Annotated in this window: 13 protein-coding genes; 8 read left to right on the plus strand and 5 right to left on the minus strand. The window is 33.7% G+C overall.

The window, feature by feature from the left end; genetic code table 11:
• Position 1: 1 nt before the first annotated feature.
• The 3 genes from rpmB to KFE69_02460 form a co-directional block, all read right to left on the minus strand.
• On the minus strand, positions 2–238 hold the full coding sequence (gene rpmB, locus KFE69_02450) for a 50S ribosomal protein L28 (GenBank protein UTW43023.1): 237 nt from the start codon (positions 236–238) through the stop codon (positions 2–4).
• 123 nt (positions 239–361) lie between these two features.
• Positions 362–1,705: a nitrate/sulfonate/bicarbonate ABC transporter ATP-binding protein gene (locus KFE69_02455; GenBank protein UTW43951.1), complete on the minus strand. Its 1,344-nt coding sequence runs from the start codon at positions 1,703–1,705 to the stop codon at positions 362–364.
• Positions 1,706–1,712: 7 nt separating this feature from the next.
• Positions 1,713–3,452 carry an ABC transporter permease subunit gene (locus KFE69_02460; GenBank protein UTW43024.1) on the minus strand — a complete coding sequence of 580 codons (1,740 nt, stop codon included), beginning with the start codon at positions 3,450–3,452 and terminating at the stop codon, positions 1,713–1,715.
• Positions 3,453–3,632: 180 nt separating this feature from the next.
• On the opposite strand from KFE69_02460, the gene KFE69_02465 reads away from it, so the two are divergent.
• The 8 genes from KFE69_02465 to KFE69_02500 all read left to right on the plus strand — a co-directional run bounded on the left by KFE69_02465 (position 3,633) and on the right by KFE69_02500 (position 13,826).
• The gene (locus tag KFE69_02465) at positions 3,633–4,625 is read left to right on the plus strand and encodes an OmpA family protein (GenBank protein UTW43025.1); all 993 of its coding nucleotides are present in this window, start codon (positions 3,633–3,635) and stop codon (positions 4,623–4,625) included.
• On the plus strand, positions 4,625–5,722 hold the full coding sequence (locus KFE69_02470; protein UTW43026.1) for a glycosyltransferase: 1,098 nt from the start codon (positions 4,625–4,627) through the stop codon (positions 5,720–5,722). Before KFE69_02465 ends, KFE69_02470 begins: the two co-directional genes overlap by 1 nt.
• A 94-nt stretch (positions 5,723–5,816) precedes the next feature.
• Positions 5,817–6,494 carry a polysaccharide deacetylase family protein gene (locus KFE69_02475; protein UTW43952.1) on the plus strand — a complete coding sequence of 226 codons (678 nt, stop codon included), beginning with the start codon at positions 5,817–5,819 and terminating at the stop codon, positions 6,492–6,494.
• A 110-nt stretch (positions 6,495–6,604) separates the two neighbouring features.
• On the plus strand, positions 6,605–7,222 hold the full coding sequence (gene gmk, locus KFE69_02480; protein UTW43027.1) for a guanylate kinase: 618 nt from the start codon (positions 6,605–6,607) through the stop codon (positions 7,220–7,222).
• Between the two features lie 84 nt (positions 7,223–7,306).
• Positions 7,307–8,506 (plus strand): PAS domain-containing protein, encoded by a 1,200-nt coding sequence (locus tag KFE69_02485; protein ID UTW43028.1) that lies wholly within the window; start codon positions 7,307–7,309, stop codon positions 8,504–8,506.
• Between the two features lie 10 nt (positions 8,507–8,516).
• Entirely contained in the window at positions 8,517–8,960 is a 444-nt protein-coding gene (locus KFE69_02490) for a response regulator (protein ID UTW43029.1), read from the plus strand.
• A 42-nt stretch (positions 8,961–9,002) separates the two neighbouring features.
• The gene (locus KFE69_02495) at positions 9,003–11,966 is read left to right on the plus strand and encodes a PAS domain S-box protein (protein ID UTW43030.1); all 2,964 of its coding nucleotides are present in this window, start codon (positions 9,003–9,005) and stop codon (positions 11,964–11,966) included.
• Between the two features lie 117 nt (positions 11,967–12,083).
• Positions 12,084–13,826, plus strand: coding sequence for an EAL domain-containing protein (locus KFE69_02500; GenBank protein UTW43031.1), 1,743 nt, complete (start codon positions 12,084–12,086; stop codon positions 13,824–13,826).
• Here KFE69_02500 and coq7 read toward each other — a convergent pair.
• Positions 13,798–14,442 carry a 2-polyprenyl-3-methyl-6-methoxy-1,4-benzoquinone monooxygenase gene (coq7, locus tag KFE69_02505; protein UTW43032.1) on the minus strand — a complete coding sequence of 215 codons (645 nt, stop codon included), beginning with the start codon at positions 14,440–14,442 and terminating at the stop codon, positions 13,798–13,800. The genes KFE69_02500 and coq7 overlap by 29 nt on opposite strands.
• 99 nt (positions 14,443–14,541) lie before the next feature.
• On the minus strand, positions 14,542–16,470 hold the full coding sequence (gene rpoD / locus KFE69_02510) for an RNA polymerase sigma factor RpoD (protein UTW43033.1): 1,929 nt from the start codon (positions 16,468–16,470) through the stop codon (positions 14,542–14,544).
• Between the last annotated feature and the right edge of the window lie 84 nt (positions 16,471–16,554).

Below are 16,554 nucleotides of genomic sequence, written 5' to 3' on the forward strand. Positions count from 1 at the left end.
CTTATACTTTAATGCCGCGGCTGCGGACATCAGCTAACACACTGTCAATACCTTTTTTATCAATGATACGCATTCCTTTGGCACTGACGCGAAGTTTGACATAACGATTTTCACTTTCAACCCAAAAACGATGTGTGTGAAGATTAGGTAAAAAACGACGTCTTGTTTTATTATGCGCGTGAGAGACATTATTGCCGCTCATTGGGCGCTTATTTGTAACCATACATACTCTGGACATGATAACCTCCAAATTAAACTAAAAAACTAAAATTCTTCAAGGCTGGAATTTATATCAGATATTGATAAAAATAACAAGTCTTAGAGCAAAAAGAATCAGAAAAAGTAAGTCTTAAATGAATATTTAGCTATTGGTTTCATCTAAGCTTAGCATCTTAGTATTGTAGTCATATTCGATAATTTCAGCATAACGCGCCCAGTCGATAAAAGTATGTAAAATACGTTCTGCTTCTTTTTCACTAAAATGATCTTCAAGCTCAGTTAAAAAGCGTGATTGTGGCGCACGCTTATTAGGGCGTTCTTTTAGTACTTTAACAACGTGGCGTGCAAGTGGAATATTTTGCAATAATAATCGAGAAAATAGGACTTTACGGTCTGTGATATCAGCATTAACAAATGTTTTACCAAGCTCTGTCATTGTAATATCGCCTTCAGCAATATGCGCAAGTTGTAATACAGATAAGATTTCTAAAATAGGGAATAAATCATCGACATCTAAGCGCACATAATCAGCTACTTCAGGTAAGTCAATGGCACCTTTTTCTTGCATTTCATACATTTCAGATAGTAAACCTGCTAATTCAGCAATGTCCGTATCAGGCAAGCGATAAGCAATCGTTAATGCGCGACGTCGGTTCATTCGTTCGCCTAATTCTTTTGTTTGGGCTGTTGTCATCATCCGGTAAACTTCATCGATTAAATGACTAACTGCTAAATCTTTAGAGTTTCTAGGTCTTGGTAGATCAATCTTTAATTCACCTCGAATAAACCCTGGGTTACTACCAAAGATAATCACTCGATCAGCGGTTAAGACTGCTTCTTCAATATTATGGGTGACAAATAAGATACCTTTCATATCATTATTTTTTTCCCATAATTCGAGTAAATCCTCACGTAATATTTCAGCAGTTAAGACATCTAGGGCAGAAAAGGGTTCATCCATTAATAAAATATCGGGTTTTAATACCAATGCTCTGGCAAAGCCAACACGCTGACGCATACCGCCTGATAACTCTTTAGGATAAGCATTTTCAAAACCATCTAAACCAATCATGTCAATTGCATCAATTGCACGCTTTCTTCTTTCTTTTCTCGGAATGCTTCGAGCTTCTAAGCCTAATTCTACGTTTTCTAATACAGTAAGCCACGGCATTAGTGCAAAGCTTTGAAATACCATAGAGATATCTGAAACAGGCTCAGTAACAGGTTGATTGCGATAAAGTACTTCACCTGATGTTGGCGCACTTAAGCCTGCGATAATTCTAAGTAATGTTGATTTACCAGAACCAGATTTACCAAGTAAGGCAACAATTTCACCTTCTTTAAGTGTAAAATTTACATTCTCTAGTACGACTAAATCTTGTTTGTCAGGGTTTTGAAATGCTTTATTAACATTGCGAACATTAATAATGCTTGTTACATCAGCTGCTTGATTAGGTAGTGGTTGTGATTGAAGTTTACTTTTCATCATAATATTACTCCATTTTATAGCGTGTTTCAGCAAAGCGGTAGAGTCGTCGCCAGAATAAACGGTTAATTAAAGTTACCCAAAAGCACATAACAATAACACCAAGTGCAACTTCAGGCATATGGCCAAGCATTGTATTATCAGTAATATAAGAACCAAGTCCTGTTGCGCTAAATTTTTGGTTATTCCAATCAATTACTTCAGCAACAATACTGGCATTCCAAGAGCCGCCAGCAGCAGTAATTGCGCCTGTGACATAAAATGGAAATACTGAAGGAATTAAATATTTACTCCATTTAGTCCAGCCAGATAACTGTAAGTTATGTGATGCAAGCTTTAATTCTTGTGGAATAGCTGAAGCGCCTGCAATAACATTAAATAAAATATACCATTGCGTTCCTAAAATCATTAAAGGTGCGCACCAGATTTGAAAGTTTAAGTGCCAGGCAAGTACAATAAGGGCAAATGGCCCGTATAATAAATTAGCAGGAAAAGCGGCTAAAATTTGAGCAATCGGTTGAATAGTTTGTGCTAATTTAGGGCGAGTACCAATCCAAATACCAATGGGTATCCAGATAAATGAGCATAAAATAATTAAGATGAAGACTCTAGCACCAGTATAAAAGCCAAGCACAAAAACATGTAATGTTTCTTTAAAATCAATATTGGTATCAGCATAGACAAACTGCCAAATTAAATAAAAGAAAATAACGCCGCATAGGATCAGAGATAAATACCAAACAAATGCTGAGATAGAACTTGGCTTTGTAGCAGAAAATAAATGTGTTTTGCGCCTATGTGGGCGTTTTCTTAGTAATTTTAAATTAACAATATGATTGGCATAAATACCAAATGTATGGCTAAAGCGCTTCATCCAAGGTGCACGTTTCATGACATTTAAAAACCAAGAAGATTGATTTTGCTCTTGAATGTCAGTAACAACAAACTTTTCACTCCAGGCAACTAATGGTCTAAATAAAAGCTGATCGTATAATAAAATGACAATTAGCATGGCGATAAGTGCATAAAAAATGGCATGGCCATTACCTTGATTGAGTGCCGTTTGAATATATGAGCCAATACCAGGTAACATCACTTCATGATGACCAACAGAGATTGCTTCTGAGGCAACAACAAAAAACCATCCCCCTGACATAGACATCATGGCATTCCATAGTAGACCAGGCATTGAAAATGGTACTTCTAATTTCCAAAAACGTTGCCATGCTGAGAGTTTGTACATATCAGCTGCTTCATTTAACTCTTTTGGAATTGTTCTTAGAGACTGGTAAAAACTTAAGGTCATATTCCATACTTGTGACGTAAATACAGCGAAAATTGCAGCGCATTGTGGGCCTAAAAGTGAGCCTGGAAATAGGGCAACAAAAGCAACAATCAAAATAGAAAGATACCCAAGAATAGGCACAGATTGTAAGATATCAATAATCGGGATGATTACTTTACCAGCACGTGTGCTTTTTGCAGCAATCGCGCCAATAACAAAGCTAAAAATAAACGATAAAATTAAAGCAATAAACATCCTTAGCACTGTCTCTAGTGCATAGCGGGGCAAATACCATGGACTTAAATGGATAGTCGGTAAATGGTCAAAGGAAAAACTACCACCAAGATTAGAACCAGTCCATGCAAGTGCCAATAAAACACTAAAGACTAGAAATAATGCGAATAAATCCCATTTATTTGGTAGAAGCTGAGTTGCAGGTTGGTTAAATAAGGTATCTCTCATAGCACCAAACTCTTAAGCTGTTGAACTTTTAGAAGGGGTTGCGAGTGAGAATCTAACATTATTAGCAATTAAATGATAGAAGTTTTTTGGAAAAATATGCTTAATGTTGTTATCATAGCAAGAACAAATTAAGTTATTAATATAATTTATCAAGTTAAAAATTTAAAAAAGGAGTTTGCCATGGCGCTTAAACGTAATCTATTAATTCTATCAGCAGCAGTTGCAACGGCACTAGCTACGTCATCTGCTTATGCAGATTTATATAACCGAGATCCAGGCTTTTATTTTGAAGCTGCAATGGGTGGATGGATTGATGCTTCAACTGCCTATGACTCTTCTCCTGTCGGTTCAGTTAATGCTGGATATAATTTTAATAAGCAATTTGCGCTACAAATAGCGCCTTATGTAAGTGCAACAGCTAATGCCGTTGTTGGTGAAGGTATTTGGAATATCCCAACAAATAGTCGTTGGAATCCTTATCTTGCCGCTGGTGCAGGTTATATGCATATGGTGCATAGTGGCTTTGGGATGGATGCTGGTGGTGGTATTCGTTATCAAGTATCCAAAGACCTTGATTTAACATTAAATTATCGTTATATGCAGCTCTTTGATGGTGATTTGCATAATGGACAGGTTGTAACGTTAGGCATTAGAGTGCTTTTTGGTCAAGCTGGTGCAGCAACAACTGCAGCTAGTGACCAAGTGGTTAAAGAACAGTATGCATTACCAGCTGGTGTCGATCGTTGTAGTGGTGATATGTCACAAGCAACTCGTCAATCAACTGGATGTTATAGTGTATCAAGTGATCAAGTAACCATGCATTTAGATGTTAAATTTGCTTTTGATAAATCAATGCTAACACCAGGCAGTAAAATAGCAGTTACACGCCTTGCAAGTTTTATGAAACAATACCCATCAACGAATGTTGTACTTTATGGTTATGCTAGTTGGGAAGGTAGAGGCTCAAAAGCTTATAATAAAAAGTTATCTTTAAGACGTGCAAATAGTGTTAAAAGTTATCTATATAGCCTAGGTGTCGATAATACAAGGATTAAAACGGTTGGTATGGGTATCTCAAGTCCAATTGCTTCAAATAAAACAGAAGAAGGACGTGCATTAAACCGTCGTGTGGAAGCGGCAATTGATTTACCATTAAAACAAACTAGTAACTAATGAAAGAAATAATAAAAGTCTTACATACCGAATGGGGTGATGGCTGGGGTGGTCAAGAAATGAGGACCATCAATGAGATGAAGGCTGTTGCCCAACAAGGTGTTAAAGTTTACTTGGCTTGTACAGCGCATGCTAAAATTGGCCAGAAAGCTAAAGCTTTAGGCTTTGAAGTCTTTCATTTCCCGTTTAAAGGTAACTGGGATTATAAAACCTTATTTGGCCTTAAGAAATTAATCAAAGACTTAGAAATTGATATTGTTAACACACACTCTAGTAAAGATACAGTGGTCGGAGGCCTAGCTGCAAAATTAGCAGGTTGTAAATTTATCCGTACGCGTCATTTATCGATTCCTGTTAAAAAAACATCATTTATGAATAAAATGGCTGATCATGTTATCACAACTGGAGAAGCTGTTCGTCAAAATATGATTAGTTATAGTGGTTTAAAAGCAGATAAAGTAACTTCAGTTGCAACTGGTGTTGATGAAGGGCTATTTGACTCTAAGCGTTATGACTCAAATAAAATGCGTGATCAATTTGCTATTAAAGAAGATGAAATTGCCATTGGTATTATTGCGGTATTAAGAAATGGCAAACGCCATGACTTATTTTTGCAAATGGGTAAATTACTTAAAGAAAAAGGCTTGAATGTTCGTTTAATGATTGCGGGTAGTGGTCCAGGAAAGGAACGAATAGAGGCGTTAGTTAAAGATACTCAAATGTCAGATTATACAACGTTAACAGGCCATATTGATAAACCGCAAGAGCTATTAAGTGCTTTAGATTATTTTGTCCTAAGTTCTGATGCTGAAGGTGTACCACAATCAGTGATTCAAGCCTTAGCAATGAATAAAGCAACTTTAGCAACCGATGTTGGTAGTACAGCTGATTTATATCAAGGGGATAATTTTATACTGGTACCAAAAGGTAATCCAGAGTATTGGGCGCAACAGCTTGAAGTCTTAATTATATATCCTGAAAAAAAACAACAATTAGAATCAAAAGCGCGAAATTCGATATTAGCTGAGTTTTCAACTAAAGCAATGACAGATAAAGTATTAAGCATTTATCATCGAGTATTAGGCTATGATGATTAATCCTTTTAAGCGATCAGTGCCAGTTTTAATGTATCATCATGTACTAGAGCAATCAGGTTTTATTTGTTCATCAATTGAAGAATTTGATCAACAAATGGCTTATTTGGTTGCTAACAAATATAAGACATTAACCATTGATGAGTTTTATCAATATAAAAAGGGAAAGCTTAAGTTACCTAAAAAAAGTGTGCTTATTACTTTTGATGATGGTTGGCGCAATAATTTTGTTTATGCTTATCCGATTTTAAAAAAATATGGCCTAAAAGCAACCCTTTTTGTTGTCACTGGTTGGATTGAGGCAGCATCAAATAGTAATGATGCGCCATTTCAAGCTGTTCAACATAAGGAATGTAAGAAAAAAGCACCAACTCATCCGCGAGAAGTTCTATGTAACTGGGATGAGCTTAAGAAAATGGCTGATGTATTTGACATTCAAGCGCATACCCATACGCATCGGGATGATTATTTTGGCACACTTGATTGGCAGAAAGATATTATTTTAAGTAGAGAGTTATTGAAACAACGTTTGAATATTGATTCAAAACACCTTTGTTGGCCACGTGGTAATTATGATATAGAGACCATAAAATTAGCCAAAGATGCAGGGTTTGAAGTTTTATATACAACTGAACGTGGTATCAATTTAGCGGATAATCAGCTTGATTATATTAAACGTATTGCCGTTAAAAAAGATGCCCGTTGGTTAAGGAAAACATTAAAGCTATTTTCTAGCTCCCTAATGGGAAGTATTTATGCCAAACTTAAAGCATAGTTTTATTATGCCTCTTAATAAATCTCCAAGATATATTTGACCTTATTATTGATGCTGACTAAAGTAGTAGTCATATTAAAAATTAAATAAAATAAAAAGGTATTTTACAATTGAATACTCGAGAGGGACTTATTTTTGTCATTTCAGCACCTTCTGGTGCAGGTAAGACTTCCTTAGTTAAATCATTATTAGAAGATATAGAAAGCATTGATGTTTGTATTTCGCACACAACTCGAGAACCAAGAGAGGGTGAAAAACAAAGTGAGGCTTATTATTTTGTTAATAAAGAAGAGTTTGAATTTTTAGTTAATGAAAACGCATTTATTGAACATGCAAAAGTTTTTGATCATTATTATGGTACATCAAACGCTGAAATTACTCGAATCACATCTTTAGGAGATGATGTGATACTTGAAATTGATTGGCAAGGTGCAAAACAGATACTCAAGCGTTTCCCAGGGAAGGCTGTCAGCATCTTTATACTGCCCCCATCAATTGATGCATTAAAAGAGCGCTTAGAAAAGCGTGGCAAAGATAGCGATGAAACTATTCAAAAACGTCTTGAAAAAGCCAAATGGGAAATCAAAGAATATCACCATTATGATTATATATTAATTAATGATGACTTTAATCAAACATTAATAGATTTGATCTCAATTATTAAAGGCGAGCGTGTTAAACATCAGCATGACCAAATGGTAGAATTTATTCAAAATCAATTACTTTAGTAATCTCATTGGTATTATTTTTTTTTTCAAGCATAATTAATAACTATTGGTTAAGTAATTAATGAAATGACCGGTATTTTTATTATGAATCATTTAAATTTTCAAACTAATGATAAGATAAAGCCTTATGGTGATGAGCATTATTTAAAAAAAGAGTTATATCAATTAGTTCAGGATGATATTAATGTATTTGAGTTTTTGCAAAATAATTTGTTAGATGGGCTTTGGTATTGGGACTTAGAGCGACCTGAACATGAATGGATGAGTCGAGGGTTTTGGGAGCTTTTTGGTTATGATCCAGAGACAAAAGAACATTTAGTTAATGAGTGGCATGACTTGATTTTTAAAGAAGATTTAGAGATAGCAGTAGAAAACTTTAATAAACATTGTAAAAATGAACAGCATGCATATGACCAGGTTGTACGTTACCGTCATAAAAATGGTAAAACCATTTGGGTGCGTTGTAGAGGGCTAGCAATTCGAAATGCTCAAGGAAAACCTGTACGTTTACTTGGTGTTCATACAGATTTAACTAAACAGAAAGAAGACGAAGCTAAGATACAACAATATGCAAATGAGCTTGAAAAATCAAATCAAGCATTAGAAGAGTTTGCCTATATTGTTTCCCATGATTTAAAACAACCATTAAGAGGGATTAACAATTACACGGATTTTTTGATGGAAGATTATTTTGATCAGTTAGATGAAGTAGGTAAAAAGCAGCTTAAAACACTTAAGCAACTAAGTGAGCATATGTCAGAATTAATTGATAAAATATTATATTTTTCACGTGTTGGGCGTGTTGATTTATCAATCGTGCAAAATGATCTTAATGAAGTAGTTAATGAAAAATTGTTTTTGTTGGAAAATTTTTTAGAGGAAAATCAAGCTGAGGTTAAATTTGTAAAAAACTTGCCAAGCATAAAATGTGATGCTGTGAAAATTGGTGAAGTATTTCATAATTTGATTACTAATGCGGTTAAGTATAATGATAAGTCACCAAAGCTGGTGGAAATTGACTACTTAGAAACAAAAACACACATTCAGTTTTCTGTTAAAGACAATGGTATTGGTATTGATCAAAAGCATTTTGATAAAATTTTTAAAATGTTCGGTCGTTTGCATGGGCAGAAAGAATATGGCGGTGGCAGTGGGGCAGGTTTAAGCATTGTTAAAAGAATTGTTGAGCGCCACAATGGTAAAGTGTGGCTTGAATCTCTTATAAACCAAGGTACAGTTGTATATTTTACAGTCAATAAAACTTATGGTGAGCAAACTAATTAGGAGCTAAATAATGAATCGATCAACTGCAAAGATATTAGTAATTGAAGATAGCGATGAAGATTTTTATGCAACCGATCGTGCATTTAAAAAATCAGGTATTGCAAATCCTTTGGTTCGTTGCTGTGATGGGGAAGATGCCTTAGAGTATTTAAATAAAACGGGTCGTTATAGTGAAAGCAAAGATGAACAATTACCGAATGTGATTTTATTAGATCTTAATTTACCTCGTCTAGATGGGCGAGAGTTTCTAACCCATATTAAAAGTGATATTCACTTTAAAAAGATTCCAGTGATTGTACTAACAACATCCAATGATGAAAAAGATATTGAACATTGCTATGCCCATGGTGCCAATAGCTATATACAAAAACCAGTAGATTTACAAAGATTTATAGAGTCAATTCAACGCTTAAAAAACTATTGGTTTGAAATTGTTGTTTTGCCGAATTTATAATGTAAAAAATACAGATTCATTAATGGTTCAGGGACAGACAATATGTTAGATATTGAAAATATAACTAAAAAAGCTAACACAACGTCAGCATTTAGTGAGTATTTATTTAAGCTAGTATGCCAATTCTTATCTATTGTTGTTATTTTAGTTGGTGTGCTTGTATTAATTGGTTGGTATAGCCATATTACGCTATTAATCCAAATCTTACCGCATTTTGTACCAATGCAATATAATACTGCATTAGGTTTTGTTTTATCAGGTTTGGCGATTTTTTTATTAAAACCTTTACCGAAAGTATCTGTTATTTTGGCAGCATTACTTTTTATATTAGGGTTTCTAACATTATTGCAATATGCTTTGTCTTTAAATTTTGGCATAGACCAATTATTTATAGAGCATTACATTTTAGTTAAAACATCCCACCCTGGGCGTATGGCACCTAATACAGCATTATGCTTTACACTGACCGCTTTAACGTTAGTTCTTATCTTTATCTTAAGTAGGAGGCAATATAGTTTATATATCAGTTTAGTGATCGCAATTGTAATTGGTTGTTTAGGGTTAGTTGCCTTATTTGGCTATTTAGCTGATATTCAAACAGCTTATGGTTGGGGTAATCTAACGCGTATGGCAGTGCATACTTCATTATGCTTTATTTTTATCTCAATTGCTTTAGTTTTTTATTTAATACCCAAATTAAATTATTCTGAAAACTATCAAACATTTTTAATACCAATTATTTCGCTGTTAGTTGTTTGTTGCTTATTTTTAATTATATGGCATATATTAGAAGTTCAACAAGAAAAGGCAATTAGAACTGATTTTAATCAGAAAGCAGATATTTTAAATGAAAAAATATCTCAACAGGTACAGACAAGTATTAATTCGATTAATCGTTTATATTCTCGTTTAAATGGTGGTGCTTATAAATCACAATATTTTATTGATCAAGATATTAATACTTATTTAAAGCATATACCAGCATTAATATTTCTTAGTTTGCAAGGCAGTAAAAGTCAAAAAGAAAAAATATATAAATCTCAAGTTTACTCTAATGATTTTATTAATAAGCTATATGCTCAGTGTCGCAGTACTTTATTTCAGTCTTCTCATAAACAGTCAAATAATATTGATATTATTCCTGGGTTTGTTTGCATTCAATCAGAAACAACTCGTGATATGGCAGCTTTAGATTTGACTAAAGTTATTAATTTTATTGATAGTCAAATTTATGATAAACAGTATCAATTTAAATTAACACAAGATGGTCAATTGATTTACCCATCAAGAGTGGATAGTGATCAATTATTTTCCTTAGACCACTATGCTTATACATTTGATTTATATGGAACAACGCTACATTTACAATTAGCACCCAATCAAAAATTTTTGGATGGCCAAGCATCAATTGTGCCAATTTTATTTCAAGTATTTGGATTGGTTTGTGCTATTTTATTTAGTATTTTGGTTCGTTTTTGGTTAATTAGCCGTCTAAATAGCCAACAGTTAAAAGCTGCGATTGAACAACAAAAAGAAACGGATAAAGTATTAAAAACAGTTACCGATAGTATTTTAGAAGCAGTATTAATTGTTGGTAGTAATGGTAATATTTTATTTTCAAATAAACAGGCTCAAGAATTAACAGGTTATTTTTCTGATGAACTATTAAAAATTATTTCAATTGAACAATTAATTCCAGAGTCTATTAGAGATAAACATAAACTATATCGCCAAGACTATATGAGCGATCCAAAAAGAAGAAGAATGGCAGATTTAAAAAATATTTTTTTATTAAATAAGTCAGGTGAAAAAATTCCTATTGAAATTGGTTTAACGCCAATAAAAATGAATAATAAACTTGTAACATTATGTGCAATTTTTGATATTCGTGAGCGTTTAGCAGCAGAGCAATATAAACGCTATCAAGAAGAATTTATTCAAAATTCAATTGATAGTATTGTTGATTATGCAATTATTATGTTAGATGTTAATGGCTGTGTCATGACGTGGAATTCAGGTGCTGAAGTGATTAAAGGTTATATAAAAGAAGAAGCTGTTGGTAAGCATATTGATATTTTTTACCCAGATGAGCAAACAGATATTGCAATTAAGTTGCTTGAAAAAGCAAAGGATAAGGGTAGTAGTCGTGATCTAGGCTGGCGTAAAAGAAAAGATGGGACATTATACTGGGCTGATGTGGTAATAACAGCACTTTATAATGATGGTATTATTCGTGGGTTTATTAAAATAACACGGGATTTAACGGAGAAAAAACAAGCTGAAGATGATGTTCGCCATTATATGAAAAAACTAGAACGATCAAATCAAGAACTAGATGATTTTGCTTATATTGCATCACATGATTTAAAGCAGCCTTTACGTGGGATTGCAAATTATGCTAGTTTTTTAATAGAAGATTATGCAGATAAAATAGACGAAGAAGGTAAATACCAGCTTAAGACATTACAAGATTTATCTAAACGTTTAGAAACATTGATTGATACACTTTTATATTTCTCACGTGTAGGTCGTAGTCAGTTAGCAATTACAGCATGTAATCTTAATGATGTTGTTGAAGAAAAATTATACTTTTTAAAAGAGTTTTTGACAGACCAAAATGCAACGGTAGCAATTATTAAACCGCTGCCAATGATTCAATGTGATGCATCAAAAATTGGTGAGGTATTTTATAATCTGATTACAAATGGAATTAAATATAATGCTCAAACTGAAAAGCGTATAGAAATTGATTTTGTTGAAAATAAGTCGAATTATCAATTTTCGATTAAAGATAATGGTATTGGTATTGCACAGCAACACCAAGAAAAAATATTTCAGATTTTTAAACGTTTGCATGGTCAAAATGAATATGGTGGTGGTACAGGTGCGGGTATGACGATCGTTAAAAAAATCATAGAACGTCATTATGGTAAGGTTTGGATTGAATCAAAAGAAGGCGAAGGAACAATCATATATTTTACAATCAGTAAAAACCTAGAATTATGAATACAATTTTATTTTATATAATCAAACATATGATTTTAATTTGAAAACATATGCAAAAAAATAATTTTATTCTATAGTTATTATTAATTATAAATAATTTGACTTATTTAGGGTATTATGCAAGGTACTTATAAAATACTGATTATAGATGACAATGAAATTGATAGAGTCAATATTAAGCGTTTATTATCAAAGTCTGATAAGTTTCAATATGATTTCTCTGAAATAGAGGTATTAGATCATCATTTCAATAAAGATTTATTTAGTACAATCGATTGTGTTTTAATTGACTATAGTATGCCTAAGATTAATGGTATAGAATTAATCAATGAAGTTAATGCACTTTTGAATATTCAAGCACCAGCTATGGTGATGATGACAGGTTATGGTGATGAATCAATTGCAGCTGAATCAATTAAATCAGGCGCTAATGATTATTTAAGTAAGAATGATTTTGATTTGGTTACTTTAGAGAGAGCTATATTAAGTAGCATACAGCAAAATGCACTAAAAAAGGAATTACAGGAAAAAGAACAGCAGTTAAGAGTAATGGCACTACAAGATATGTTAACTCAACTGCCCAATCGTGCTGCATTTCAAGAAACACTAACTAAAATGCTATCTGCCTCTGAGCGTTATAATAGAAATTCAGCTTTATTATTTATTGATTTAGATGATTTTAAAAATATTAATGATGGCTACGGTCATATTACAGGTGATGGAGTGCTACTACAAGTATCAACTCGAATTAACCAATGTGTTAGAAAGAGTGATTTTGTTTCACGTATCGGTGGGGATGAATTTGCTGTAATACTCGATGAAATTGTCGAAGATTATGATGCTGGCATTGTGGCTGAGAAGATTTGTCAGTCACTATCAGAGCCATTTGATGTCGATGGAAAAGTGGTTAAAATTGGTGCAACTATTGGTATTTTTTGTTTTTCATCAACCCATATTGATGAAATTGAATGCATTAAACGAGCTGATATTGCAATGTATCGTGCTAAAAAAAATGGCCGAGGTAACTATCAATTCTATCAAAAGGAATTGCATGACCAATATCTTGAACATATAGAGTTAGATGCATTAATTAAAGAGAGTTTAAAACAAAATGAAATTTCTTTAGTTTATCAGCCAATTATTGAACTTGTAACTGGAAAAATAATTGGCTTTGAAGTGTTATCACGATGGTATTGTCAAAAATTACAAAAACAAGTAAGACCAGATGAGTTTATTGCATTGGCAGAGTCTAATGGTTTTATACATGAATTAGGCTTATGGATTATACAAACAGCTTATAAACAATTATTAGTATGGCGAGATGAATATCAATTTAATGGCTTTATATCAATAAATTTGTCGCCAGTGCAACTATCAAGTCATCAGTTTATTGATAGTTATAAATCATTATTAAAAGAAAATTTAGCACTTTCGCATGTTACGCATTTTGAAATTACTGAAAGCACGATTATGAGTGATGCAAAATTATTAATTGATTCATTAGATTATTTAAATATGCGTGGTATTAAGATTCATATTGATGATTTTGGTACGGGTTACTCGTCATTAAGTCGTTTAAAAAGTTTGCCTGTTTCTGTGCTTAAAATTGATCGATCTTTTGTAAATGAAATTGGAGATGAAGTTAATAATGGTGTCATTAAAGCGATTATTTCTATGGCAGATGCATTTCGTTTAGAAGTTGTTGCTGAAGGCATTGAAACACAAGAGCAGTTAGATTTTTTAATTAGACACGGCTGTCGAATTGGACAGGGGTATCATTTTTATAAGCCATTACAGCCAGAAGTGGTTGATCATGACTTAATTAATAACATTAAAAATAATAAGCAGTCGAAGTCATAACTTTAGATTGTAGCTTCATTATTAAGCGTATTGGTAATGGTAGACGGCTGCCACCTTTAACTTGGGCATGATCAGCATGTGCTTCTTCATCAACTCGCATTTGTTTTAAGATTGCTTTACTTTTTTCATCTCCTTTAGGTAGGCGATCAATATGCTCATCTAAATGTTTCATCACTTGGTTTTCAGTTTCAACAACAAAGCTATAACTTAATTTATCGCTGAGAAGGCCAGCTGTTGCACCGATTAGAAACGAGCTAGAATACCAAACAGGGTTTAAGTAACTTCTTCTACTATCTAATTCATCTAAACGTTGTTGACACCAGGCAAGGTGGTCATTTTCTTCATCAGCTGCATGCCAGAGGTGTTGGCGAGTAGTTTGATTTTTTGTCACTAGTGCCTGACCTCGATAGAGTGCTTGTGCACAAACTTCTCCTGTATGGTCAACACGCATCAATGATGAAGCTTGTTGTTTTTCTTTATCAGTTAATTGTGTTTTATTGTCAATTGAATCGCTTGGGTTTTGACGTTGACTAGTGGTGCTTTTAGAAATAATTGTCTTTGCAGCATGTTCAATTTCTATTAATAGCTTATCAAAAAGAGAGTAGTGTCGAGTCATTTTATGATTAACTTAAACTAATAAACATACTTGGTATTATAAAAGAAAATAGACTAAGAAAGAAAAGAAAAATTCAGTTATAAACTTGATTAAAAATAATCAAGACTCTGTTTCATCAGATAAGAAGCTTTTTAGTGCTTCAGAACGTGAAGGATGTCTTAATTTTCTTAGTGCTTTGGCTTCAATTTGACGAATACGCTCACGCGTAACATCAAACTGCTTGCCAACTTCTTCTAGTGTGTGATCGGTATTCATATTAATACCAAAACGCATACGTAAAACTTTTGCTTCTCTTGGTGTTAGCGCATCTAATATTTGACGTGTTGCTTCACGCAAGTTTTCATTTGTTGCACTATCAACTGGAGAGTCGGTGCCTTGATCTTCAATAAAATCACCTAAATGTGAATCTTCATCATCACCAATTGGCGTTTCCATCGAAATCGGCTCTTTAGCAATTTTTAGGATTTTGCGAATTTTATCTTCAGGCATTTCGATCTTTTCGCTTAGCTCTTCAGGTGTTGGTTCTTTACCTGTTTCTTGAACCATTTGGCGAGAGATACGATTGAGTTTATTAATCGTTTCAATCATATGCACAGGAATACGGATCGTGCGTGCCTGATCAGCAATAGAGCGTGTAATTGCTTGACGTATCCACCAGGTAGCATAAGTTGAGAATTTATAACCACGACGATATTCAAATTTATCAACGGCTTTCATCAGGCCGATATTACCTTCTTGAATTAAATCTAAGAACTGTAGGCCGCGATTGGTATATTTTTTAGCAATTGAGATAACAAGGCGTAGGTTTGCTTCAATCATTTCCTTTTTAGCGCGTCTTGCAACAGCTTCACCAACAGACATTTGCTTATTAGCAGCTTTTAACTCTTCAATTGACATTGTCGTATTATCTTCAACTTGGATCATAGCCTCTTGAAGGTTTACAATCTCATCTTTAAATGGACGAATACTGTTATATTTAGTAACGATTTTATCAATCCAATTTAAGTTGGTTTCATTGCCATTAAAACTTGAGATAAATACTTGGCGAGTCATACGACCTTTTGCAGTGCATATTTGCATAATGCGTCGTTCAGCAAGGCGTACTTCGCTCATATAACCTCTTAAAGCATTAATCATGCGATTTAGTTGAGGCGATGCAAATTTAAATAATAAGAATACTTGCTTTAGCTCTTGTATTGCTTGTTTGTATTCAGATGAGCCTTTTTTGCGAATTGTATATAACGCTTCTAGCTTATCTCTTAGTTGGCCAAAATAAAGCGATGCAACTTCAGGGTCAGGCCCTTGATCTTCTTGAGGGGTTGAAGCGTCACCATTATCATCATCCATATCATTTGTAGCGGGAGCAGCAACTGCATCATCTTCTAATGTATGCTCAGGATCATCAAGCATAGAGCCTACATCGGTTGCAGAAGTATCTATATCATCAGGGGAGTTAAACCCAGTTAATAACTCTGCAAGCTTTGTAGGAGATAATAAGACGGCGATATCTTCAATATTTTCATCATCCGCTAGTTCTTCAGCTAAATTTTCTTCAGCTTCTTGTAATAACTCTTCATATTTGGCTAGTAGATTTTGAGCAGTAATAGGGCATTCAGATAGTGTTTCAATAACTTGGCGAGTACCTTCTTCAATACGCTTAGCAATTTTAATCTCGCCATGGCGAGTTAGTAAGTCAACTGATCCCATCTCGCGCATATACATCCGCACTGGGTCAGTTGTTCGTCCTAGTTCAGAGCCAACTGAAGCCAATGCTTGTGCAGCAGCTTCTGCTGTATCATCTGTTGTATCAGATAGTAATAATTCATCTTCATCCGGTGTATTTTCAAATACGCGAATTCCCATCTCGTTTAAAGCTTGAATAACTTCTTCTAAATGCTCTGGGTCAGTTGTTTCGTCAGATAGATGGTCATTAATATCAGCATAAGTCAAATAACCTTGCTCATTAGCTAAGGCTATTAGCGTTTTAATATATGACATTTGTTCTTCTTGGTTATTTTCAACAGCCATAATTTCTGTTCTCTTTTGTTTTGCTATTTTTTAGACACTGGATCAAGGCAGAAATTGTAAAACAGATTGTTGAATTTGTCCAAT

The organism is bacterium SCSIO 12844, from assembly GCA_024397935.1.
GTDB lineage: Bacteria > Pseudomonadota > Gammaproteobacteria > Francisellales > Francisellaceae > M0027.